At 71.6% G+C, this 23163-nt stretch carries 19 protein-coding genes; 7 read left to right on the top strand and 12 right to left on the bottom strand.

The window, feature by feature from the left end; translation table 11 throughout:
• Genes ABT063_RS21730 through ABT063_RS21740 form a run of 3 tightly spaced genes read right to left on the bottom strand, consistent with a single transcriptional unit; the run spans position 1 to position 3322 of the window.
• Entirely contained in the window at positions 1-1404 is a 1404-nt protein-coding gene (locus ABT063_RS21730) for a carotenoid oxygenase family protein (protein WP_351059010.1), read from the bottom strand.
• Complete coding sequence (locus ABT063_RS21735; RefSeq protein WP_351059011.1) at positions 1401-2870, bottom strand: MFS transporter; 1470 nt, start codon at positions 2868-2870, stop codon at positions 1401-1403. The genes ABT063_RS21730 and ABT063_RS21735 overlap by 4 nt, the downstream gene beginning before the upstream one ends.
• Positions 2867-3322, bottom strand: coding sequence for an SRPBCC family protein (locus ABT063_RS21740; protein ID WP_351059012.1), 456 nt, complete (start codon positions 3320-3322; stop codon positions 2867-2869). Before ABT063_RS21740 ends, ABT063_RS21735 begins: the two co-directional genes overlap by 4 nt.
• Positions 3323-3416: 94 nt before the next feature.
• Between ABT063_RS21740 and ABT063_RS21745 the strand changes: the two genes are divergently transcribed.
• Together ABT063_RS21745 and ABT063_RS21750 are read left to right on the top strand one after the other, a co-directional pair.
• Positions 3417-3746: an antibiotic biosynthesis monooxygenase family protein gene (locus tag ABT063_RS21745; RefSeq protein ID WP_351059013.1), complete on the top strand. Its 330-nt coding sequence runs from the start codon at positions 3417-3419 to the stop codon at positions 3744-3746.
• Positions 3747-3935: 189 nt separating this feature from the next.
• The gene (locus ABT063_RS21750; protein WP_351059014.1) at positions 3936-4940 is read left to right on the top strand and encodes a sugar ABC transporter substrate-binding protein; all 1005 of its coding nucleotides are present in this window, start codon (positions 3936-3938) and stop codon (positions 4938-4940) included.
• Positions 4941-5010: 70 nt separating this feature from the next.
• On the opposite strand, the gene ABT063_RS21755 is transcribed toward ABT063_RS21750, so the two are convergent.
• Entirely contained in the window at positions 5011-6003 is a 993-nt protein-coding gene (locus tag ABT063_RS21755; protein WP_351059056.1) for a LacI family DNA-binding transcriptional regulator, read from the bottom strand.
• A gap of 203 nt (positions 6004-6206) precedes the next feature.
• Here ABT063_RS21755 and ABT063_RS21760 point away from each other — a divergent pair, with 203 nt between their 5' ends.
• Genes ABT063_RS21760 through ABT063_RS21775 form a run of 4 tightly spaced genes read left to right on the top strand, consistent with a single transcriptional unit; the run spans position 6207 to position 10497 of the window.
• Positions 6207-7157 carry a TIM barrel protein gene (locus tag ABT063_RS21760; RefSeq protein WP_351059015.1) on the top strand — a complete coding sequence of 317 codons (951 nt, stop codon included), beginning with the start codon at positions 6207-6209 and terminating at the stop codon, positions 7155-7157.
• A gap of 9 nt (positions 7158-7166) precedes the next feature.
• Positions 7167-8588 carry a sugar porter family MFS transporter gene (locus ABT063_RS21765; RefSeq protein WP_351059016.1) on the top strand — a complete coding sequence of 474 codons (1422 nt, stop codon included), beginning with the start codon at positions 7167-7169 and terminating at the stop codon, positions 8586-8588.
• A 23-nt stretch (positions 8589-8611) separates the two neighbouring features.
• Entirely contained in the window at positions 8612-9631 is a 1020-nt protein-coding gene (locus ABT063_RS21770; protein WP_351059017.1) for a Gfo/Idh/MocA family oxidoreductase, read from the top strand.
• The gene (locus ABT063_RS21775; protein WP_351059018.1) at positions 9628-10497 is read left to right on the top strand and encodes a sugar phosphate isomerase/epimerase family protein; all 870 of its coding nucleotides are present in this window, start codon (positions 9628-9630) and stop codon (positions 10495-10497) included. The genes ABT063_RS21770 and ABT063_RS21775 overlap by 4 nt, the downstream gene beginning before the upstream one ends.
• A 592-nt stretch (positions 10498-11089) precedes the next feature.
• On the opposite strand, the gene ABT063_RS21780 is transcribed toward ABT063_RS21775, so the two are convergent.
• Positions 11090-12175: a saccharopine dehydrogenase NADP-binding domain-containing protein gene (locus tag ABT063_RS21780; RefSeq protein ID WP_351059020.1), complete on the bottom strand. Its 1086-nt coding sequence runs from the start codon at positions 12173-12175 to the stop codon at positions 11090-11092.
• 108 nt (positions 12176-12283) lie between these two features.
• On the opposite strand from ABT063_RS21780, the gene ABT063_RS21785 reads away from it, so the two are divergent.
• On the top strand, positions 12284-13210 hold the full coding sequence (locus ABT063_RS21785) for an NAD(P)/FAD-dependent oxidoreductase (protein ID WP_351059021.1): 927 nt from the start codon (positions 12284-12286) through the stop codon (positions 13208-13210).
• A 74-nt stretch (positions 13211-13284) separates the two neighbouring features.
• Here the strand turns inward: ABT063_RS21785 and ABT063_RS21790 are convergent, their stop codons facing one another.
• The 7 genes from ABT063_RS21790 to ABT063_RS21820 are packed head-to-tail and all read right to left on the bottom strand — an operon-like array spanning position 13285 to position 23108.
• Entirely contained in the window at positions 13285-15300 is a 2016-nt protein-coding gene (locus ABT063_RS21790) for a condensation domain-containing protein (protein WP_351059022.1), read from the bottom strand.
• Positions 15297-16730, bottom strand: a complete 1434-nt coding sequence (locus tag ABT063_RS21795; RefSeq protein ID WP_351059023.1) for a class I SAM-dependent methyltransferase — start codon at positions 16728-16730, stop codon at positions 15297-15299. The genes ABT063_RS21790 and ABT063_RS21795 overlap by 4 nt, the downstream gene beginning before the upstream one ends.
• Positions 16727-18121 carry a methyltransferase domain-containing protein gene (locus ABT063_RS21800; RefSeq protein WP_351059024.1) on the bottom strand — a complete coding sequence of 465 codons (1395 nt, stop codon included), beginning with the start codon at positions 18119-18121 and terminating at the stop codon, positions 16727-16729. Before ABT063_RS21800 ends, ABT063_RS21795 begins: the two co-directional genes overlap by 4 nt.
• Positions 18111-19763, bottom strand: coding sequence for an ABC transporter ATP-binding protein (locus tag ABT063_RS21805; RefSeq protein ID WP_351059025.1), 1653 nt, complete (start codon positions 19761-19763; stop codon positions 18111-18113). Before ABT063_RS21805 ends, ABT063_RS21800 begins: the two co-directional genes overlap by 11 nt.
• Positions 19760-20563, bottom strand: a complete 804-nt coding sequence (locus ABT063_RS21810; protein WP_351059026.1) for an ABC transporter permease — start codon at positions 20561-20563, stop codon at positions 19760-19762. The genes ABT063_RS21805 and ABT063_RS21810 overlap by 4 nt, the downstream gene beginning before the upstream one ends.
• Positions 20563-21531 carry an ABC transporter permease gene (locus ABT063_RS21815; RefSeq protein WP_351059027.1) on the bottom strand — a complete coding sequence of 323 codons (969 nt, stop codon included), beginning with the start codon at positions 21529-21531 and terminating at the stop codon, positions 20563-20565. Before ABT063_RS21815 ends, ABT063_RS21810 begins: the two co-directional genes overlap by 1 nt.
• On the bottom strand, positions 21528-23108 hold the full coding sequence (locus ABT063_RS21820; protein ID WP_351059028.1) for an ABC transporter substrate-binding protein: 1581 nt from the start codon (positions 23106-23108) through the stop codon (positions 21528-21530). Before ABT063_RS21820 ends, ABT063_RS21815 begins: the two co-directional genes overlap by 4 nt.
• Positions 23109-23163: the final 55 nt, after the last annotated feature.

The following is a 23163-nucleotide window of genomic DNA, read 5'->3' on the forward strand; positions in this document are numbered from 1 at the left end:
CTACCGCATGCCCGGTGCTCCCGCACCGGCCTCGTCGGGTATCCAGGAGCCGTGGATCCCGCCGGGAACGCGGCGCGGCAGTTCGACGGCGGCTATCGGCGGCGCCGTGATGTCGCCCGCGTCCAGCACCAGGAGTTCGGAGGAGTCCTCGGCGAGGTCGCTGACGATCGTCAGCAGATAACCGTCGTCCTCCGCCCTGCCGCCCGCCGCGGGCACGAACACAGCCTCGCCGGGCAGCCGGCCGGGCCCGGCCGGCGCCACCTGCCGGGTGCCGCCGCGGTGGTCGTACTTGACCAGGGCGTGCTCTCCCAGCCCGGCGCCGGGGAAGGCGATCGCGTAGCTGTAGCGGTGACGGGTGCCGAGAACCGCGTCGTTGATGGTGGGGAACTCGGTGACCAGCGAGTCGAGGTCCTCCTCCCGGGCGGTACCGGTGGCCGGATCCAGAATCCAGCGGTGGGGCAGGGCGCCGATCAGCGGCTCCGACACATGGCCCGGGGCGCCGACCCACCACTTCCAGCTGGTCGTCCAGGCGGCACGGTCGTAGCGGGGTCCTTCGACGACGATCCGTCCCTGCTCGTCCTCGTAGGCGCCCGATACGTGGATCATGGCGCCCGGCTCGACCTCGTACCAGGTCACCTCCGCCGGTCCGGTGCGCGGCATGACGCCGATCCGGGGAGTGTAGGAGTCGCTCCAGCGGTAGGGGATGCCCGAGTGCTCGGCCGGGTCGAAGACGACGGGCAGGTCCAGCCAGACCACATGCCGGCGGGTGAGCCCGAAGTCGTGCATCAGGCTGGGCCCCGCGCCCTGGATCACCTCGCCGCGCACGATCTCGCCGGCGGCCGAGGCCACGTAGTAGGTGAGGTACGGCGGGAACGGCGAGTAGCCGAAGAAGTGCAGCTCTCCCGTCTCGGGGTCCTCCCTGGGGTGGGCGGTCATCGCGGTGGTGAGCCTGCCCTTGAAGTCGTAGGCGCCGACCGTGTCGAGTTCGGGCGTGACCTCGAAGGGGAGGTTGGCCTCCTGCAGGGCCAGGATGCGGCCCGCGTGCTCCACGACGTGGGTGCCGGCGATGCTGGCGGTCAGGTCCACGCTGCCGTCCTCGCGCAGGTACGGGGCGCCGTCCAGGGCGGGGGTGCGCACCCAGCGGTTGCGGTACCAGCTCGCCCGGCCCTCCTCCAGGCGGACGCCGTGCAGCATGCCGCTGCCCCGGAACCAGTGGGTGGGGACGTCGCCGGGCCTGGGGTTGTGTCCGTTGCGGAAGTAGCGGCCCGTCAGTTCGGGCGGGAGGGTGCCGCGGACCTTGAGATCCACCTCGGTGATCTCGTCCGCGACGGGGGTGTAGTGGCCCGCGATGTACGGCTTGGTGCCGATGTCCGCGGTCGGGTCCGTGGTGGGGCGGTCGGTCATGATCGGTGATCTCCAGTCGTGACGAGCGAATCGCGGCGGGCCGTGGAACGGCGCAGCGCGGTCGCGATGAGCAGGGCGTTGATCAGGGTGAGGACTCCCCCGGCCGTGAAGGCCAGTCGGTACCCCTCGTTGAGTGCTTGAAGGTGTGTCAGGTCCGCCGGTGCGGCGTCGGTGCGGGCGGTGGCCAGGGTGCTCAGGAAGGCGAGGCCGACCACGCCGCCGAGTTGCCGGGTGGTGTTGACCAGCCCGCCGGCGATGCCCGCGTCCGCGGCGGGAACGCCCTCCACGGCCCCGGCGGTGAGCCGGACGAACGCGATGCCGAGGCCGGCTCCGGCGAGCAGTGACGGGCCGAGCATGTCGGCGGCGAAGCCGCCGTCGGTCGGCAGCCGCCCGAACCAGAGCAGCCCGGCGGCCAGCAGCAGCGCCCCGGCCGTCTGGGTGCGCCGTGCGCCGAACCGTACGGCCAGGTGCGGGGTCGCCCACGAGGCCAGGGCGTTGGCGCCCGCGAGCGGGAGCTGGGCGAGTCCGGTGACGAGAGGGGCGTAGCCGAGAACCCGCTGTTGGTAGAGGGGCAGGAAGAAGAACATCGCGACCCATACGGCGCCCAGCAGGGCCATGGCGAGATTGGCCGGCCCCACCGTGCCGGTGCCGAACAGCCGTAGCGGCAACAGGGGTTGGGCTGTGCGGCGTTCGACGACGAGGAAGACGCCGAGCAGGACGACGGCCGACCCGACGGGTGCCAGGACCGCCTCCGACAGCCATCCCGTACGTCCGGCACCGCTGACGCCGAGAACGAAGGCGACCAGTCCCGCGGTCACCGCGGCTGCCCCCAGGAAGTCGGAGCCACCGCCCGCTGGTTGTGGTGCGTCGCGGTCGACGTACCGCAGACAGCCGAGGACCACGAGCACGGTCACGGGAACCGGCGCCCAGAAGACCGAGCGCCAGCCCAGCGCCTCGGTGAGCAGGCCGCCGAGCAGGACGCCGGCCGCGCCGCCGACGGCCGACACCGCACCCCACACCGCGAGGGCCCGGCTGCGCGCGGCCCCCGCCGGGTACACCACCATCACCAGGGCGAGGGCCGCAGGGGCCAGGGCGGCGGCGCCCACGCCCTGGAGCGCGCGGGCGGTGATGAGCAGCCACGCCGTCGGGGCGCTTCCCGCCAGGACGGACCCGGCGGCGAAGAGCCCCAGACCGGCCAGCAGAACCGTGCGCCGCCCCAGCAGATCGGCGGCGCGGCCACCGACCAGCAGGAGCGCGCCGAAGGCCAGCCCGTAGGCGTTCACGATCCAGGCCTGGCCCTGCTCCGACAGCCTGAGGCCGTCGCTGACGGTGGGCAGCGCGACGTTGACGATCGAGGTCGTCAGGACCACCAGGAACTGGCCGGTGGCGAGCACCGCCAGGGGTGCCCAGTCCGGTCGGCCGAGCCCCGCGCGGTCGATGCCCGCGGTGCCGGAGAGCTCTGTCACGCCGCGCCGCTCTCCGCGGCCTTCTTCAGGTGGCCGAGCCAGTGCTTGAGCGAGTCGTCGAGGGCCCGCTGGATGCCGGGGACATCGGTGCGCACGGGCTCGCCGTCCCACGACTCCTCCGTGCGGACCAGCACCGTCCCGTCCGGCGCGGGGTGGAAGCTCCACAGGTGGATGCCCGTGATGCCGTGTGCGGGGCCGCCCCACAGGATCCGGTGCGGGGCCTCAAGGGCGTACACGGTGGAGGCGATGTCGAGCCCGGCCGTGCTCCATCGGAAGGTACCGCCGACGGCCAGTGCACCGTCGCTGCGGGCGGCGCTGATGTCCGGCTGCCACAGCGGCCAGCGGTCGACGTCGGTGTGCAGGCGCCAGACCGGCTCCAAGGGCGCGTCGATGCTGATCTCGTGCCGGGCGATCACAGGTGCGGCGGTGTCGATCCGCTCGGGGTATGTCATGCCGCCACGATGGCCGTACGCCAGGTGCGCCCGCGTCGGTGAAAACCACCTAACCGCCGCCTTCGCCGACCCCGGCGGCCTGCACAATGGGGCCATGAGCATCGTCAAGATCAACGTACTCACGGTCCCCGAAGAGCAGCGGGAGACACTGGAGAAGCGGTTCGCCGCGCGTGCGGGCACGGTGGAGAGCTCGGACGGCTTCGAGTGGTTCGAGCTGCTGCGCCCGGTGGAGGGCACCGACACCTACCTCGTGTACACGCGCTGGCGCACCGAGGAGGACTTCCAGAACTGGATGTCCGGTCGCGGGCAGGCGGCGCACAGTGGCGGGTCCGCGGAGGGCGGCGAGCGGCCGAAGCCCGCCGCGACGGATTCGACGCTGTGGTCCTTCGAGGTGGTCCAGCAGGCTGAGCCCAAGCAGAGCTGACCCCGACAGTGGTGCGCCACCGGACACCGGCGGCGCACCACCACCCCCACGGCACCCTTTGTTGGAACGTCCTGACATACCTGTTGACATCCCCCGGAGGGCACTCCATAGTTCCTGCCACTAGAGCGCGCTAATAAAGCGCTCTAGTCAATCTCGCGCCACCCACCAGCACAGCGAGGTGCAAGGGACATGCACAGACATCACCGGGCCGCAGCTCTGACCGCCGCCGTCCTCACCGGCACACTGCTCGCCGCCGGCTGCTCCAGCAGCTCAGGCGGCAAGAAGTCCGAGGAAGGCGGGGGCGCCGCTGCCGCGGGCAAGGCCAGTACCCCCCGCATGACCGTGGCCATGGTCACCCATGCCTCGCCGGGCGACACCTTCTGGGACCTGATCCGCAAGGGCGCCCAGGCCGCCGCGGCCAAGGACAACATCAAGCTCGTCCACTCCAGCGATCCGAGCGCCGGCACCCAGGCCAACCTGGTGCAGAACGCCATCGACCAGAAGGTCGACGGCATCGCGCTCACCGCGGCCAAGCCGCAGGCGATGAAGGACGTGGTGGCCAAGGCGAAGGCCGCCGGCATCCCGGTCGTCGGCTTCAACTCCGGCGTGGGCGACTGGAAAGAGCTCGGCATGCTCGAGTACTTCGGCCAGGACGAGAACATCGCGGGCCAGGCCTTCGGCGAGCGCCTCAACCAGCTCGGCGCCAAGCACGCCCTCTGTGTCGTCCAGGAACAGGGGCAGGTCGCCCTGGAGGCCCGCTGCGCCGGCCTGAAGAAGGGCTTCAGCGGCAAGACGGACATCCTCTACGTCAACGGCACGGACATGCCGTCCGTGAAGTCGACGATCACCGCGAAGCTCAGTCAGGCCTCCTCCATCGACCAGGTGGTCACCCTCGGTGCCCCGGTCGCGCTGACGGCGGTGCAGTCGGTGGGTGACGCGGGGAGCAAGGCCAAGGTCGCGACCTTCGACCTCAACAAGGATCTGGTGAAGGCCATCCAGGACGGCAAGATCCAGTTCGCGGTCGACCAGCAGCCTTACCTTCAGGGGTACCTCGCCGTCGACGCCCTGTGGCTGTACAAGACCAACGGAAACTTCAGCGGAGGCGGCACCGCACCCGTCCTCACCGGACCGGCCTTCATCACGAAGGACAACGTGGACGCCGTCGCCGAGTTCGCGGCGAAGGGGACGCGCTGACCGACACGTGAACCACAGGGCCCGCCACGGCGACAGGCACGACCGCCAGGGCGGGCCCCAGGTGTATCGATCACGAGCGCACAGGACCGCTGGTCCCCCGCACCACCAGCTTCGGGTCCAGCACCGCCTCCCGCGGCTCCGACGCGGGGTTGTCCAGCCGCTCCACGGCGAACCGCACCGCATGCTCCGCCATGAGAAAGGCGTCCTGGCGGACCGTGGTCAGGCCGATCGGCATCAGGTGGGAGAGGTGGCTGTCGTCGTAGCCGACGACGGAGACGTCGCGCGGGACCTCGACGCCCGCCCGCGTCAGCGCCATCAACAGGCCCCAAGCGCACCGGTCGTTGCCCGCGAGGACCGCCGTCGGCAGGGCCTGCCCCCGGTCGCGTTCGGCCAGCAGCAGGCGTCCCGTCTCGATGCCCGACTGCTCGGTGTGCTCGCCGGGGATCACCCGCGCCTCGGGCTCCAGCCCGTGCCGGCGCATAGCGGCCCGGTAGGCACGTCGGCGCTCGGCCGACCCGGGGCCGCGGCCGCCGTCGATGTGCGCGATCCGGCGGTGCCCCAGCTCGACGAGGTGGTCCATGGCCTGCCGTACGCCCTTGCCCTCGGCGCTGTGCACGAAGTCCACCCGGGCGTGGGGGACGCGGCGGCTGACCGACACGGTCGCCGTGCGGCGGCCGAGTTCGTCCAGGTAGGCGGCGTCGGCGCCGGAACCCAGCAGGATCAGCGCCTCGCAGCGATGGCTGAGCAGCGCCTCGACCGCCTTCTCCTCACTGCGGCCCTGCGCCGCCGCGGAGAGCAGGACGTCGTAACCGAGACGCTCGGCCTCGGGGTAGATCCCCTCGATCAGGTCCGTGTGGAAGGTCTGGTGCACGGTGAACATCACACCGAGCGTGCGGCTGCGCCCGCGGGCCAGCAGCCGGGCCGCGCTGTCGGGCCGGTAGCCGATCTCGTCGGCGACCCGCAGCACCCGTTCCCGGGTCTCCTCGCTCGCCCCCGGCTGGTTGCGGAACACGATCGAGACGAGCGCCCGGGAGACGCCCGCCTTCTCGGCGACGTCCGCCATCGTGGGCCGCTGCTTGCCCGATGCATTCACCTGTGAAACCACCCTCCGACGCCGGCCACCTTAGCTGGCTCTCGAAATCTCCCGGCAGCAAGCTATTGACATGACATTTGGACAGGGCTCATCGTACTCGGACTAGAGCGCGCTAGTAGAGCGCGACAGCATATTCGTCCACTGACTACCGTCCCCTCCCCGAAGGACACGTCATGGCAACGGCGCCCACCCCGCTCCGCACCATCGCAGGCAACCTGTGTCTGGGCTCGGCCCCCGATTCCTGGGGCGTGTGGTTCCCCGAGGACGAGCACCAGGTGCCGTACACCCGCTTCCTCGACGAGCTGGCCGAGGCCGGCTACGAGTGGCTGGAGCTCGGGCCGTACGGATACCTCCCCGCCGACCCCCAGCGCCTGAAGGAGGAACTGGAGGCCCGTGGGCTCCAGGTCTCCGGGGGTACCGCGTTCGGCGCGCTGCACCGCCCCGGGGCCTGGGACGAGACGCTCGCCCACGTCCGGCAGGTCGCCGCGCTGACCGCCGCCGCGGGGGCCCACCATCTCGTCTTCATCCCGCCCATGTACCGGGACGAGAAGACCGGCGCGTTCACCGAGTCGCCCGAGCTGACCGCCGAGCAGTGGGCGGGCTTCGGCCGGGCCGCCGACCGGCTCGGCCGGCTGCTCCTCGACGAGTACGACGTACGCCTCGTCATCCACCCGCACGCGGACAGCCACATCCAGACACAGCCCGAGATCGAGCGGCTGCTGAACGAGTCCGACGGCCGCTACACGAACCTCTGCCTGGACACCGGGCACGTCGCTTACGGCGGCGGCGACAGCCTCGACCTGATCCGCCGGTTCGGCGAGCGCGTCGGCTACGTGCACATCAAGCAGATGGACCCGGAGATCCTCGCCCAGGTCGACGCCGAGAACCTCTCCTTCGGCGAGGCCGTCAGGCGCGGAGTGTGCGTCTCGCCGCCCGCGGGCGTGCCGAAACCCGCTGACGTGGTGGCCGAACTCGCCCGGCTCGACGCCGAGTTGTTCGTGATCGTGGAGCAGGACCTGTACCCGTGCGCTCCGGAGGTGCCGCTGCCCATCGCGGTCAGCACCCGTGAGCACCTGGTCGGCTGCGGCCTCGCGGGCACCCGGCGTCCGAACGACGACAAGTAGGAGACGCCCATGGACGTCAGGGACGACCCGACACCGGCCACCACCGTCAAGGACGACGCCCCGCCCGCCGTGTCCCGGCGGCTGCGGCTCATCACCGTCATCGCCACCTTCGGCGGCCTCCTCTTCGGTTACGACACCGGTGTCATCAACGGCGCCCTGCCCTACATGACCGACGACCTGGGCCTGACCCCGGTCACCGAGGGCATGGTCACCAGCTCGCTCCTGCTCGGCGCCGCGCTGGGCGCGGTGACCGGCGGCCGGCTCTCGGACGCGCGCGGACGCCGCCGCACGATCCTCATCCTCGCCGTGGTCTTCTTCGTCGGCGCGCTCGGCTGCACACTCGCGCCGACCACCGCCGTCATGGTGGTGGCCCGCTTCGTGCTCGGCCTCGCGGTCGGCGGCGCCTCGGTGACCGTGCCCGTCTACCTCGCCGAGGTCTCCCCCGCCGAGCGGCGCGGCGCACTCGTCACCCGTAACGAACTCATGATCGTCAGCGGGCAGTTGCTGGCATTCACCTCCAACGCGATCATCGCCGACGTCGGCGGCGAGTCCGGCGGTGTGTGGCGCTGGATGCTGGTGGTCGCCACTCTGCCGGCCGTCGTGCTCTGGTTCGGCATGCTGGTCATGCCGGAGAGCCCGCGCTGGCTGGCCTCGAAAACCCGCTTCGGCGAGGCGCTGGAAGTTCTCAAGCAGGTACGGTCCCGGCAGCGGGCGGAAGCGGAACTGAGCGAGGTCTCCGCGCTCGCCGTCAAGGAGGAGCAGGAGAAGCTCGGCGGCTGGCAGGACATGAAGTCCACGCCGTGGGTGCGCAGGCTGATGTTCGTCGGCTTCGGCATCGCGATCGTGCAGCAGATCACCGGCGTCAACACGATCATGTACTACGGCACCCAGATCCTCACCGACGCCGGATTCGCCTCCGACAGCGCCCTGACCGCGAACATCGCCAACGGTGTGATCTCGGTGCTGGCCACGTTCGTCGGCATCTGGCTGCTGGGCCGCGTCAACCGGCGCCCGATGCTGATGACCGGTCAGATCGGCACCACCGTCGCCCTGTTGATGATCGGCATCTTCTCCCTCACGCTGCCCTCCGGTGACGGCCGGGCGTACGCGTTGCTCGCCATGACCGTCACGTTCCTCGCCTTCCAGCAGGGCGCGATCTCGCCGGTGACCTGGCTGATGCTGTCGGAGATCTTCCCGATGCGGATGCGCGGCTTCGGGATGGGCGTCGCGGCCGTGGTGCTGTGGCTGACCAACTTCGTGATCGGCCTGGTCTTCCCGTCCCTGGTCGACGGGATCGGGATCTCCAACACCTTCTTCCTGTTCGTGGCGGCGGGCGTCCTCTCGCTCACCTTCGTGAAGCTCTACGTCCCCGAGACCAAGGGCCGCACGCTCGAGGGCCTCGAGGCCGAACTCCGCGCCCGCTTCTCCTGACCTTCAGCAGTAAGGACTCGACCATGACCGTACGTGTAGGTGTCATCGGCGCCGGAATGATCGGCCAGGACCACATACGACGACTCACCGAGGTCGTCACGGGAGCACGGGTCACCGCCGTGACGGACATCGACCGGGCCCGCGCCGCCGGGGTGGCCGCCCGTGTCGGCGCCACCGCCCTGCCGACCGGCGCCGACCTCACCGCCTCCCCCGAGGTGGACGCCGTCCTCGTCACGTCCTGGGGCCCGACCCACGCCGAGCACGTCCTGAACGCCATCGCCGCCGGCAAACCCGTCTTCTGCGAGAAACCCCTCGCCACCACCGCCGAGGACTGCCTGAACATCGTCGAGGCCGAACGCGCCCACGGCCGCCGCCTGGTCCAGGTCGGCTTCATGCGCCGCTTCGACGCCGGCTACCGCCAGATGAAGGAGGTCATCGCCGCCGGCTCCATCGGCGCCCCGCTGATCGTCCACTGCGCGCACCGCAACCCGACCGTGCCGGAGTCGTACCACTCCGCGATGGCCGCGCAGGACACGGCCGTGCACGAGATCGACACCCTGCGCTGGCTGCTCGACGACGAGATCGTCTCCGCCCAGGTGATCACCCCGCGCGCCACGAGCAAGCGGTTCGCGCATCTCAAGGACCCGCAGCTGCTGTACTTCGAGACCGCGAACGGGGTCCGCATCGACCTCGAAGTCTTCGTCAACTGCCAGTACGGCTACGACATCCAGTGCGAGACCGTCGGCGAGGAGGGCCAGGTCCGGCTGCCCGACCCGGCCGCCGTGGGGGTCCGTACGGCCGGACGGCACGGCACCGCCGTCCTCCAGGACTGGAAGGCCCGCTTCGCGGACGCCTTCGACACCGAGTTCCGCGAGTGGATCGCCTCCGTCGAGTCGGGCGCCGAACTCACCGGCCCGTCCGCCTGGGACGGCTACGCCGCCACCGTCATCACCAACGCCGCCGTGAAGTCCCTCGAATCCGACGGCACCGTCGTCACCGTCGACATGAAGCCCCGCCCCACCCTCTACGGAGGCACCGCATGAAGATCGCCCTCGACCCCTACATGCTCCGCGCCCTGCCCATGGACGCGATGGTGCGCACGGTCGCCGAACTCGGCTACGAGTACATCGAGTTGTCACCGCGCGACGACTTCATGCCGTTCTTCGTGCACCCGCGGGCGGACGACGAGCGGGTCGCCGCGCTCAAGCGGTCGTTGCGCACGTACGGCGTGCAGCTGTCCTCCGTGCTGCCGTTGTACAAGTGGTCCTCGCCCGACGAGACCGAGCGGCAGACCGCCGTCCGCTACTGGAAGCGGATGATCGAGATCACCGCAGAGCTCGAATGCCCGCTCATGAACTCCGAGTTCAACGGGCGACCGGAGCGCGCCGCCGAGAGCGAGGCCGCGTTCTGGCGCTCCATGGACGAACTGCTGCCCGTCTTCGAGCGGGAGGGCATCGCCCTCAACCTGGAGGCGCACCCCGACGACTTCTGCGAGGAGAACACCCCGGCGGTCAACCTCGTCCGCGCGATCAACAAGCCCTGGGTGAACTACCTCTACTGCGCCCCGCACACCTTCCACCTCTCGGGCGCGTCCGAGGTCGGCGCCGACATCGCGGCGATGATGCGCCACGCCGGCGACAAGCTCCAGCACGTGCACATCGCCGACTCCTTCAACCACAAGGGCTCCTCCGGCCTGCGCTACATCCTCAACCCGCCCGGCACCCCGGCCCGCATCCACCAGCACCTCGACATCGGCCAGGGCGAGGTCGACTGGGACACCTTCTTCGGCACCCTGCGCGAGATGAACTTCGACGGCGTCGCCACGTCCTGCGTCTTCGCCTGGGAGGAACGGGCCCAAGAGTCCTCGGCGTTCATGCTGGACCGGATCACCAAGGAGCTCGCCGGGTAACCGTGATCAGCCGCGTGAGGGCAACGCGGAAGCAGACGCCGCTGGGGCCTTCCACAGGGAGTCGGTGGGAGGCCCCAGCGGGCGGTGCCGTCAGCGCAGTCGGTCCTTCGTCTTGTAGTAGGCCCTCCGAAGGGCGGGAACCAGGCGGTGCCGTCGGTGTCGGTGAGCAGGGCCTGCCGCGTCTGGTTCGCGTCGGGAAGGCCTCCCCGGTGCGCGTCAGGACGCGATCGGCCTTCCCCTGGAAGGCATCCTGTGCGGCATCCGTGCGAGCCCGGCGGGCCTGGTCGAGCGGCCGCTGCACAGGGCTTCGGGCCGCCGCCCACAACAGCGCCTCCAGCACGGCCGGCAGGGGAGCCCCGGGCGGGCCAGAGAGTGTCAGCCGTACCGGGTGATGGCCGGCGCCAGGACGCCGCCGCTTGGCGCGGTGAGCGGTGGCATCCCAGGGTTGACGGATCGAGCCGCTCGGCGCCCGCCCATCGCGTCGTGGGCCCGGCGAGTCAGCCGGTTCGTCAGCCCGGGGGGGCGACACCGACGTTGAGCACCAGCGCCGTGCCGGACGACTACCACGGTGTGGCGAGAAGCCGACCGGCGATCACGCCATGTCCAGCTCGGCCACCGGGTCCGTCGCCAAGGTCTGGACAGTCGACAGCGGGTCGAGCACGTCCGCCGCGAAGTGAACACCGGGCTTCACATGGCCGGCGAGGACGTGATGTGCGGCGGTGGCGGACAAAAAGCCGCTGAGTTCGTAGGAGTCCTCGGCGCGGAGGGTGAGAGTGCGGGTGGGCGGGCCGTCGTCCGTCCCGTTCCAGAGGCGGAATTCCTGCCCGTACCAGGAGCCGTGGCGACGTACGTCCGCCTCGGCGGCCCGGACCAGACCCGCCGTTTCCGTGTCGTCCATGGCCCAGGCCATGGCCAGTTCTTCGGCGAGGTGCTCACCGCCGAAGACGGTGTACCAGTGCACCCGCCGGATCCTGGCGGCCCGCGCGAGTCGGACGGCCTCGGTGGACAGGAAGGGGAAGGCGGTGACCGGCTGAGGGAACGCGGGGAGCCGCAGGCCGCGCCGTGGTTCAAGGGCGCGGTCGCGGGTCTGTCCGTCTTCCCAGGCCGCAGAGGGGATTCCGTGTTCAGGACCTCGGGCGAGCAGCACGTCTCCCGCGGCGGCGGGGGTGAGCGAAGCCACGCCGCCGAGGTATCCCTCCAGCCGGATGGGCCGTGCCACCTGATCCAGCAGGACGCGCGGAAGGAGCCCGGACAGTCCCGGCAGCGCTCCGGCGGAGAGGACGGCGGTGCGGCTTGCGGCCGCCCACTCATCGGCGCCGCCCTGTGCGCGCAGCCGGGCATGGAGGGGGTCGTCGCCCGCCGCGTCCACGTAGTCCACGCCGTGGCGCAGTGCGGCCCGCGCCACCGTGTCCAGCACACGGTAGGACGGGCCCGCGCAGTTGACGACGAGGCGGCAACGGGCGAGGAACGCGTCCAGTGACGCGTCCCAGAGGTCAACGGCCTGGGCACGGACAGCGGTTGAGGTCGCGCCGAGCGACTCGACGGAGGCTTCGGCACGGGCCGGATCCCGGCCGGCCACCAGGAGCGGGCCGACACCCGCGCGGTACAGCCGGCGTACTACTGCGGTTCCGACGGCTCCGTAGCCGCCGAGGATGCCGATGGCCGCGGTGGAGTCCATGAGTTCGCCCTTCGTCGTGGAAAATTACACACCATCACATACAAATGAAAACTATTATCATTAAGATGCTGAGCAGTGGACCGTGATCACTCTGGGCAGAGGAGAACGATGTCGTACGACGTAGTCGTGGTCGGTGGGGGCCCTGCGGGTCTCAACGCGGCGCTGGTGTCGGGCCGTCAGCGCCGGAGGGTGCTGCTCCTGGACAGCGGTGAACCACGCAACGCACCGGCCGCCGAGATGCACATGTTCCTCAGCCGTGACGGCGCGTCCCCGGCCGAGCTGCGCCGCATAGGCCGTGAACAGCTCGCGGCCTACCCGAGTGTGGAGATCCGAGAGGCGCTGGTGGCCACGGCCGCGGCGGAGGAGGCGAACAGGTTCACGCTGACGCTCGCCGACGGCAGCAGGCTGGCGGCTCGCAAGTTGATCCTCGCCACCGGACAGGTCGATGTCCTCGACCAGGTGGAGGGAGTCGACAAGCTCTTCGGCCGGGGTGTCTATCACTGTCCCTTCTGCCACGGCTGGGAGACGCGGGGTATGACCATCGCCGTTCTGGGCCGCGAGCTGCCGCAGGTGATGCAGGCGCTGTACATCGCCGACCGGTTCAGCGACGACGTGGTGGTGTGCACCGACGGACATCCGGTGCCCGAGCAGGCGGCCGGCAGGCTCGCCGCCGCCGGGATCGCCGTCGACGAGACCCCGGTCTCCCGGATCGAGGGCAAGGAGGGCGAGGTGCGGCTGGTACTGGAGGATGGACGGGTGCTGGAACGCCAGGCCGTCTACCACCGGGCGCCCACCAGGCAGCACTCCGCACTCGCCGAGCAACTCGGCTGCGAGATGCTGCCCGACGGGTGCATCCGCGTGAACGAGTTTCAGCGGACGAGCGTGCCCGGCGTCTACGCGGCCGGTGATGCCGCACGCCTGGAGGCACTGCCGGACGCGCTCACCTTTGTGATCACGGGGGCCGCCGACGGAGCGCGCGCCGCGGTCTGGCTGGACCAGGAGCTCTTCCGCGAGGACGCGGGGCTCGCCGGCTGACCCGGCCGGCGGCGGGAGCGCCAGGGTGCTCCCGCCGCGGACGGTCGTCCGTTGGCCGCCCTCGCCGCGTGCGGTCATCCCGCGGCGGCCGGTCCGCCGTCACGTACCGCATCGGCGAGACCGGCCACCGTGGGTCGTTCGAGGAAGCGGCGCGGCGTCACCCGTCCCACACCCTTGCGGGCCAATACGCCGAGCATCCGTACCGCCAGCAGCGAATCCCCGCCCAAGGCGAAGAAGTCCGATGCTCTGTCGGTCACCGCGCACTCGAGCAACTCGGCCCACTCCGCCGCGACGGCCAGCTCCAGATCGTCACGGGGAGGCCCGGGCTCCTCGCCGGACACGTCTTGTGCCGGCGGGACGGACAGCCGTCCGCCGGGCGCCGTGCCGACGGTGTCCGACTGCGGTGCGTCCCGTGTGGTGGGCAGTGTGACCGGGGCCGACCATGCCTCCTTCTCCACCAGGGATTCGACGGTGCTCACCACGTCCTGGAACATACGGTCCACGTCCTCGGCGGCGAAGAGCTCCTCCACCAGCGAGAAGACGACGACGAGTTCGCCGCGCAGCTCGAACAGCCGGAGCTCCAGGGCCACCTGAGGAGTCCTCAGCTGCTGATGATGGCTGAGCAGATCGATCCGGCCGAGCGGACCTGCCTCATGGGGGACCTCGCTGCCCAGCGCCGCATCCACTCCCAGAGTGCTCTGGAAGACCACAGGGGCGACCGGACGCCGGGTGCCACGGCGGCGGCCAAGCTCCCGGGAGACCTCGACTCCCGAGACCAGGTGGTGCGCGAGCGCGTCCGAGACGGCATGCTGGGCGCTGATCGCCAGATCGGAGAACACGGCGTTCTCGGGCAGCTCGACCGGCATGAGCATGGTGGACGAGAAGGCTCCCACCAGCCGGGGCACGTCCGGGTGCAGCGGCAACCGGTTCAGCTGAAGGGTGTTGAGCAGGAAGCGCCGGTGTCCGCAGGCCCGGGCCACGGCGGCGGAGAACACGGCGAACATGGCCGCGGAGGGGGTGACACCGTGCTCGGCGCAGTGAGCGCGCAGCGCGGCCCACCGCTCGGCGTCGAGCACGGCCTGCCGCGTACCCATCAACGTCGGCCGCACATCGGCCGGGTCGGCCACAAGAGGCAGCGCCGGAGGCAGCGGGAAGTCGTCGAGGCGGTTCCACCACCAGTCGCGGTCCTGGCGCCACTCCTCGGTGTCGGGCAGGTCGCGCAGGCTCGCGACGTAGTCTCCGAAGTCGACCTCCAGGGGGGCGAGTACCGCGTTGTAGTCGGAGACGAGGGCGAACAGATCCCGGTAGAAGACTCCGGACGACCAGCCGTCGATGATCAGCAGACTGGTGGAGGAGTGCAACCGGGCGCGGTTCCCGGGTAGCAGGGTGAGCCGCATGTCGAGTCCGCAGCCCACGGCCGGGTCGGGGCCCTCGGTGCTCATCTCCCGCCGGATCGCCGAGAGCGCGGTGGCTGTCTCCTCCTCCCCCGCGGTGCTGAGATCGGTCACGCGCAACTGCGGCATGGCATCGGGGTCGTCGAGGGGGAGGATCCGCTGCCTGCCGTCGGGCAGGATGCGTGCCCGGAGCACCGACTGGTGTTCCGCCAGCCGCTCCAGCGCGTCCTGAAGCGCCTCGGCGATCTCTTCGTTGTCGATGTCCTCCAGTTGGATGTCCACATAGTGGTGCGCGGAACGGTAGGACAGCTCCCAGGCATCCTGCTGGCCGACGAAGTAGCCCTGCTGGAGCGGCAGGAGGGGGAAGGGCGCGTCCGGATCCTTTCGCCGCTCAAGGTCCAGGGACAGACTGCGGGGCAGTCCGCCCGCAGTGCCGCGCTCGTGGAGGAGCGCCGCCAGAACTGCTGCGGTGTGTTCGACGCGTACGTCCGACAGGGCAAGGTTCACACCCAGCCGCTTGCGGATCAGCGCTGCCATGCGCACAGCGAGCACGGAGTCTCCGCCCAGGCTCAGGAAGCTGATGTCGGCTGGTATGGACTCGGTGTCCGTCTCCAGGACGTCGGCCCAGACACCGCGCACGGCCTGCACGAGGTCGTCAAGGGCGTCAGGTGCGGGAACTGGGGGTGAAGAAGTCAACGGCTGACTCCAGACGTGGTGGTGGGCAGAACGCGGTCCACGGCGTGGACGCGTGCGGGACGGGCCGTCTCGGGCAGTTGGGCGAGCGCCCGTGTGACGCGGCCGGGGTCGGGCCGGCCTCGGCCGGGTCGGGGGCGGCCCGCGACGACGTGCTGGCCGAGGGCGGTCAGGGGGTGCCCGTCGGGCGGCAGGACCGGCAGGGGCCGGAATCCGGCCGCGTCCAGCTGCCGCGCCCACTCCCCTTCGGTGAGGAAGACCCGGTCCTGGCCGGCCCGCAGGTCGGTGAACCAGCCCTCCTCGTCCGCCCGAGGCGACATCAGCAGGTACATCGAGGTGAGTGCCTGGTAGTGCTCCCGGCAGGACTCGACGAGCACCAGCAGGCCGTCCGGCACCAGCAGTTCCCGCAGGGCGGAGAGAGCACGGCCGACGTGGCGCGCGTTGTGCAGGACGTTCGCCGCGAGGATCACATCGTGGGAAGCGGGGGTGAAACCCTGCGCCAACGGGTCGCGGTTGATGTCGAACAGGGCCGAGCGCAGGCCGCGGTGGGTGCCGAAGCGGGTGCGCGGGGTCTGAAGGAAGAACCGGGACACATCGGTGAACAGATAATCGACCGGAGCGGAGCCGAGGGCTCTCAGCACCGCTTCCGTGGTGCCGCCCACCCCGGCCCCAGCCTCCAGAACACGCAGCGGCCGACTGCCGTTTTCCCCTCCTTCTCGTCTGCGGGCCTCGCGCGCGATCAGGTCGGCGGCGGCGTGGTTGGCCCATCGGCTCGGCACGTTGTCGCGGTAGTTGCCTTCGGCCGTGTCCGTCTCTCCCTGGGGGAAGAGCACTTCCTGCAGGCTCGCGCGGTCCTGGAGCAGGAGGGGGAGCCGGTCGGCCGCGGCGAAGAAGAAACGCGTCATGGACTCCGGATAGCCCATGCCGCGACGGGCCTCGTCGAGGGTGCGACGGGCATGGGCGTACTCCGCACGGCCGGGCGCGGTCAGGTCCCGGTAGTGCTCCGTGGCCGGGTCATGGGCGAGCCGTCCCTCCGCGGCCAGGGTGCGCAGCCAGCGGCGCACGATCCACGCGTGGCGGGGCGCCGTACCCAGCGCCGCCACGATCTCGGCGGCCGTGTGCGGCGCCGCGTCGCGGAAGAGACGGGTACGGTCCAGCACGCGGGCCATGGTCAGCAGCGCGGTCTCGTCCAGCAGGCGCATCAGGGCCGGGAGTTCCGCGAGGTCGGTGCCGGTCACGGCGGCGTCGCCGGAGGCGGCGGCGTCAGACACGGCTCTCTCGGCCCAGCCGGTTTCCATGGGGAGGTCGTCATTTGGTCCGTCGACGACCGGCCCGGCGACCAGCAGGGTGTCCCCCGCGCCGCCCGGCACCAGCTGCCAGGCGGCGACCTCGGGGAGTGCGGACAGGACGTCGGCCACGTCCGGCACCCTCATCGCGTCTCCCCCGCCGGCGCGTCGTCCACCACGATCTTCGGCGGTACCGTGCCGGGTGCGGCACGGCGGACATGGTCGCGCAGGACTTCCGGCAGTCGGCGCCGTACGAACGCGGGCAGCGGCTCGTGGGCCAGGCGGCCGACCGGTGCCCGAACCGGGCCGTGGGACGCCGCCGTGGCGCAGTCGGCGGGCGCGGCCACGGCGAGCATCCGGGGGTCGCCGGAGTCGAGCAGCACGGCAGCGTCCGTACCTGTCAGTGCCTGTCGCAGGTCATAGGGGGTGACGGCGTCCGGGGCTGTCACGAGGAGGGCGTTGGGGATGCTGTGCAGGACGACCGGCCCCGTTGCCGGCGCCGCGCGCAGAACCGTCGGCAGTTCCTGGCCTGCGAGCCCCTGCCAGGGCAGCCGGCGCACCTCGGACCCGTCCGGGAGGCCGGAGGTGGGGCCGACGTGCAGGACGAGGTCGTAGCGGTACCGGGTGAGTTCTGTGTCCTGGGCCATCGTCCGGGCGTGGACGCTCATCCGGACGGTCCGGGGTTGGGCGGCCAGGATCTCGCGCACTGCCTCGGGGGCGAACGACAGTTCCTCATCCCCCGCCACGGCCGAAGCGACCCGCTCGGCGATGTCCGCGTCGGCCGCTTCGGGGTCGCGAGCCCTCTCCACCCGGTCGAAGTGGTCTTCGAGCAGCCCGGAGTGGCGGACGTCGCCGACGATCACCGTGCCGCCGTCCTCGACCGCGGCCAGCGCGTGGTGCAGGAACGCCGTCAGGTACACGAGGTTGGGGAAGCATTGGGTGACGGAGTTCAGCAGGACGCAGTCGGGACGTACGCCGGGGCCGAACACCCGGTCCATCGCCTGCCGGACTGCGGGCGCCTGCGCCTCGTGGGCGGCCGCGCGCACGAAGGCGGTACGGGGCAGTCCGGCGGCGTGCAGCCGGGCGACCGCCACCTCGGTCACGTCGGTACCGACATAGCCGTCCAGCCGCGGGTGCAGCCGGTGGGCCAACAGGCCCGTACCGCACCCGAGTTCCAGCAGCCGACGGGGCCGTTGGGAGAGGACGAGGTCGACCGTACGGTCGACCCAGTCACGCATATGGGCGGCCGGCAGCGGCTTTCCTGTATCGGATGAGCGCCAGCCGGACAGGTCCAGGTCGTCGGCGTGCCGGCCCTCACCCGTCTCGTACACCCATTCGTACACCTCCGCCCAGTGCGCGAGGTGCTCGCGGACCAGGGGCCCGGGTGCGGGAAGAACGGCTGTGGCGCTCGGATGGGGGGTGACCAGCAGGACTCCGCCGGGTGCGGGGCGTGCGTCGGCCACCCAGGGGTGGTCGGCGATCAGAGCGGTTGTCTTGACTGCGTCGGTGGTGGGGTCAGTGGTCGCTTCATCGGACAACGGGAGGCTCCGTTCGTTCGGTGCGGGGTCGCGCAGGCGCGGCGGGCGGGTGGGCGGAAGGAACCGGAGAGCCGAGGGGAGCCGGGGGAATCGCGACGAGGCGGCCGTCCCGCAGCGCCAACACGTCATCCGCGCGGGCCGCCACGGCCGGATCATGGGTGACGGCCAGGATCGCGGTCCCTGTCTCGCGGATCCGGTCCAGCAGGTCGAGCACGGACCGGGCGGTGTCGGGGTCGAGGGACGCGGTCGGTTCGTCGAGCAGCAGTACGTCGGGGCGCGCGGCCAAGGCCCGGGCGAGAACGGCCCGCTGGCGCTGGCCGCCGGAGAGCATGTGCGGGCGACGTGCCGCGGTACCGGGCGGTAGCCCGACAGCCGCCAGCACCGCCTGAGCCTCGGCCAGGGCGGCGGCCCGGTCCAGGCCGTGCAGCACGGACAGCGGTCTGGCCACGGCCCGCCCCACGCGCTGGGCGGGGTTGAGTTCGTCGACAGCGCTCTGTCCGACGAGCTGCACAGCGCGCAGCTGGTCCCGGCTGCGGTGCCGGGTGGCGGCCGGCAACGGTGTGCCGTGCAGCAGCAGCATCCCGGCGGCCGCGGGACGGCGGCCCACGAGGGCGTGCAACAACGTCGTCTTGCCGACGCCCGAGGTCCCGACCACGGCGGTCGCGCTTCCAGCGGACAGGTCGAGATCGCAGTCCTCCAGCAGCACCGCGCCATCAGGGGTGGTCAGCAGCAGGCCCCGGGCCGACAGGGCCATGGCCTGCCGAGGCGCTGCGGTGACGTGGGGCGCCGGTTGCCGCTCGACGCTCTCGGCCCCGGGAGATGCCTGGGTGTGGGAGCCGTCCCCTGCGAGAGGCGAGGATGCGGCCACAGGATCGCCGGGGTCGGCATGCGACAGCGTGGGAAGCAGCCCCGGTCCAGTCGGGCCGGCCTCCGACGGCACGCAGGGCACACCGGCCTTGTCGGCCGGTGCGACGCGGACGGTGACATCGGCCAGTTCGCCGAAGAGGCGCTCATCGTGGGTCACCAGGACCACGCAGCGGCCCGGCGAGCCTCGCCGGGCCGCAATGGCCCGCCTCACCAAGGCCGCCGTGGCCGAGTCCATGGCCGATGTCGGCTCGTCGAGGACGAGGAGGGCCGGGTCCGCGACGAGCGCGCGGGCCAGTGCCACCCGCTGCGCCTGGCCACCGGAGAGTTCGCCCGCGCGGCAGGAAACGATCTCGGGCGGCAGCCCGAGGAGGTCGAGTTGCTCAGCGACGCGTGCCGCTCGGGCACCGCGGTCGCCGACCAGGTCCTCGCCGATCAGGCGTCCGACGCGCCACAGCGGATGCAACGCGGCGCCGGGGTCCTGGCCCAGCAGGCCGCACCGGATACGGCGCCATTTCCGGGCGGGGCCCCCCTTCTTCAGGAGCGTGCCCTCCCAGCGCACGGTTCCGGCCGACCGGCGCAAGCCCGCCGGGAGGGTGTCGAGGAGAGCGTGCAGCAGAGTGGTCTTGCCTGCCCCCGAGGGCCCGGCGATGACGACGACCTGTCCGGACGCGGCCCGCAGATCGGTCGGCGGCAGGACGAGGGCACCGTCCGCCGCCCGGTGCACGGTCAGCCCGTCCGCCGCGAGCAGCGGTGACTCGCGCTCTGGGGCGGTCATGGGCTTCCGTCCCTGCCCGGCCCTGCCCGGTGGGCCGCGGCGGCCAGGGCCCAGGCACAGCCGGCCAGCAGCACGGCTGGCGCCAGCAGCGCCACTGGGTTGAGCGAGGCGCCCGGAAGGTTCTCGCTGAGCATCAGCGCCCAGTCGGGCTCCGGCGGCTGTGGGCCCAACCCCAGGACGGCGAGCGCCGCGGCGATCTGCAGTGCCGTCACCAGCCGGAGTCCGGCGTCGGCCGTCACCAGGCCGCGCAGCGCGGGCAGCACCTCGCGGGCGAGGACGGACGGTACCGTCTCGCCCCGCTCCAGGGCCGCGTGCACATGGCCGCTGGTGCGCAGCCGGGCCGATTCGCCGGCCACCACTCGGGCGGTGAGCGGCGTGCCGCTGAGCACGGACGCCACGACCACCGCCGTCCCGCTTGGTAGTGCCACGGCCAGCACCAGGGCAAGGACGAGGGCGGGAACGGCGAGTAGCAGGTCGCACAGCCAGAACACCGCACGGGCGGTGTGCCCGCCTGCCCACCCGGCGGCCAGGCCGAGCGCAGTGCCGCAGCTCACGGCCACCACCGCGGCGAGCATAGAGACGGTCAGCAGCTCGGTGCCCCCGTGCAGCACCCGCGACAGCACGTCGCGTCCGAGGCCGTCCGTCCCCAGGGGAGCCGCTGAGCCCGGCGGCGACCAGGGCGGGCCGATCTGCTGTTCCGGGTCGTGCGGGGCGGCGTATCGCCCCAGCGGTACCAGGAGCGCGATGGCCCCAGCTGTGACCGGGGCAGCGGCAACCGGGCCGGTCAGGAAGGAGCGCATCAGGCTCGCCCTCCGACAGCCGCCGCGACGGCTGGGCCCCTGCCGTACACGGTGGAACCGGACCGCCCCGAGTGGCGCACGGCCAGGCGGTCGGCGACGAGCATGCACAGCAGCAGGACGACGACCGGAGGCAACGCGGCGGCCTGCACCACGGGTACGTCACGCACGGCGACCGCGGACACCAGCAGGCTGCCGGTGCCGGGATAGCCGAACATCGTCTCCACCAGAGCCGTGCCGGCCACCAGTCCGCCGGCCACCAGAGCGGTCACCCGCAGCGCCGGAACCAGCAGGAAGGGCAGGACGTGCCGGACCAGCACGAGGGGCGGCGGCACGCCGCGCATGCGGGCATCGCTCACATGGGGCCGGCGCAGGGTGTCGACGAGCGTTCCGCGCAGCAGCGCGGTGGCGTACGCCGCCGAGGGCAGCGCCAGGGTGACGCCGGGCAGCACCAGCGCCTGAGGCGCGTCGAACGGCGAACCGCCGGGCGGCAGCAGGGACACGGCCGGCAGCCAGCCCAGGATCCCGGCGAAGACCGTGCCGAGTACGGCCGCGTGGACCGACTGCGGTACGGCGGCCAGCCCGGTCGCGAGGGCGCCACCACGACCGCCGCGCAGAAACGCGGCGGTCAGGGCGGCCGCCGTCAGCAGCACGGTGACGGCCAGCGCGAAGACGACGAGGGCGGCCGTGGCGGGAAGCCGCTCGGCGAACAGCCCGGTCACGGTGCGGCCGCTCACCAGGGACCGGCCGAGATCGCCGCGGACCGCACCGTACAGCCAGTCGAGATAGCGGACCGCGGCCGGCCGGTCGAGGCCGAGCCGGTCGCGCTCGTCCGCTATGTCCTGCTCCGACGCCCGTCCCGCGCGCCGGAGGTCGCCCGCGTCGCCGGGCAGCAGCTCGGTGGCGGTGAAGACGACAGCCGTCGCTGCCACGGTGAGCAGGACCGGCCGCGGAAACGGGCGGAGGGTCACTTCGCCATCCACACCTGGTCGATGAACATCCGCTGGAAACCGGGGCCGTCGGGCAGTCCGGCCACGCCGCGGGCCGCGAGGTCCAGCCCGTCGCCGGTGCCCCACACGACGTAGCCGCCGTCCTTCCACAGGTCCCGCTGGATCTCGGCGAGCAGGGTGTTGCGCCGGTCGGCGTCGAGCGTTCCCATGGCCCGCGTGAAGCCGGCGTCGAACTGCTTGTTCTTCCAGGCGGTTTCGTTGGTCGGGGAGGTGGAGAGCAGGCCGACCCGCGCCAGGTCGGGGAAGGAGATGCCGCCGTAGTAGCCGGTGTAGAACGCCTTCTTGGCGTACACGGCGGTCCAGTAGGTGTCGGCCGGTTCGACCTTGACCTTGGCCTTCACACCGATCTCGGACAGCTGCCGCGCGTACAGGGTGGCAGCGGTGTCCATGCCGGGGTAAGCGGTCGTGGTGTGCAGGGTGATGTTCAGCCCGTCGGCGTGACCGGCCTGCCGGAGAAGTTCTTTGGCCTCCGCGACATCGCGGCCGCGCTGCGGCAGGTCGGCGGGGTAGGAGGGGTCGTACGGGGTGGGCAGGTCGTTGGCGATCTGCCCGTAGCCGAGGAAGACCGTGTCGACGAGGGCCTTGCGGTCCGTGGCGAGACGGAACGCCTCCCGGACCCGCGGGTCGTCGAAGGGCTTGGTGTCCATCCGCATGATGAACGGATACTCGGTGACGCCCTTGCGTCGTACGACCTGGAGCCCGCCGCTGTTCCCCGCGCTCTTGACGGCGGCGGGGCTCACGCTTCCGGCGACGTCGGCCTGCCCCGAAGTGACGGCGTTGGCGCGGGCCTGGGGGTCGGCGACGGCCTGGATCTCGATACGGTCCAGATGCGGGCGCGACCCCCACCAGCGGTCGTTGCGGACCAGTACGGCCGTCTGTGCCCCGGAGGTCCGCACCTTGAAGGGACCCGAGCCGGGGACCGTCTTCGAGAAGTCCTTCGTGCCCTCGGGCACGATGAAACTGACGGATTCCAGGGCCTTGGCCGCCTGGGCCATGGGCGCGCGGGTGGCCAGGACCACGGTGTGGTCGCCGTCGGCACTGGACGCCTTCATGTCGAAGTCGGCGAGCCGGCCGTAGTTCTCGGCCGACTTGTCCGCGATGCGCCGCAGGGAGTACAGCACGTCGGCGGCTCGCACCGGGCGGCCGTCGGTGAACCTCGCGTCGTCCCGGAGCATGAACGTCCAGCGGTTCATGGCCTTGTTCGGTTTCCAGGAGACGGCCAGTCGTGGCTTGGATTCACCGTCCTTGCCGGGGACGGTCAGCACGTCGTAGGCCAGGGCGAAGCGCAGCAGATCGGATTCGTTGCCGAGACCGCCGTGCGGGTCGTCGCTCGCCGTGGCGGGTGAGCCGGTCACGGCGTAGCGGAGGGTTCCGCCGTCCACAGGTTTGCCGGTGGGCGCAGCCGCGTCACCGGGGTTGTCGGAAGACGAGCATCCGGTCAGCAGCAGGGCCCCGACCGCGGCCACGGTGAGGAAAGCGCGGCCCGGCCGGATCGCCCGGAGGGAATCCGGTGTCCGCAAGGGCGTGTCGAGTCTCATGGTTCGTTCCGTGCTTTCCGTGTGAGGAGGCGGATGTCCGGCGCGGTCGGCCGGC

Origin of the sequence: Streptomyces sp. NPDC002838 (genome assembly GCF_040295365.1) — a bacterium.
In the GTDB taxonomy this organism is placed as follows: Bacteria; Actinomycetota; Actinomycetes; order Streptomycetales; family Streptomycetaceae; genus Streptomyces.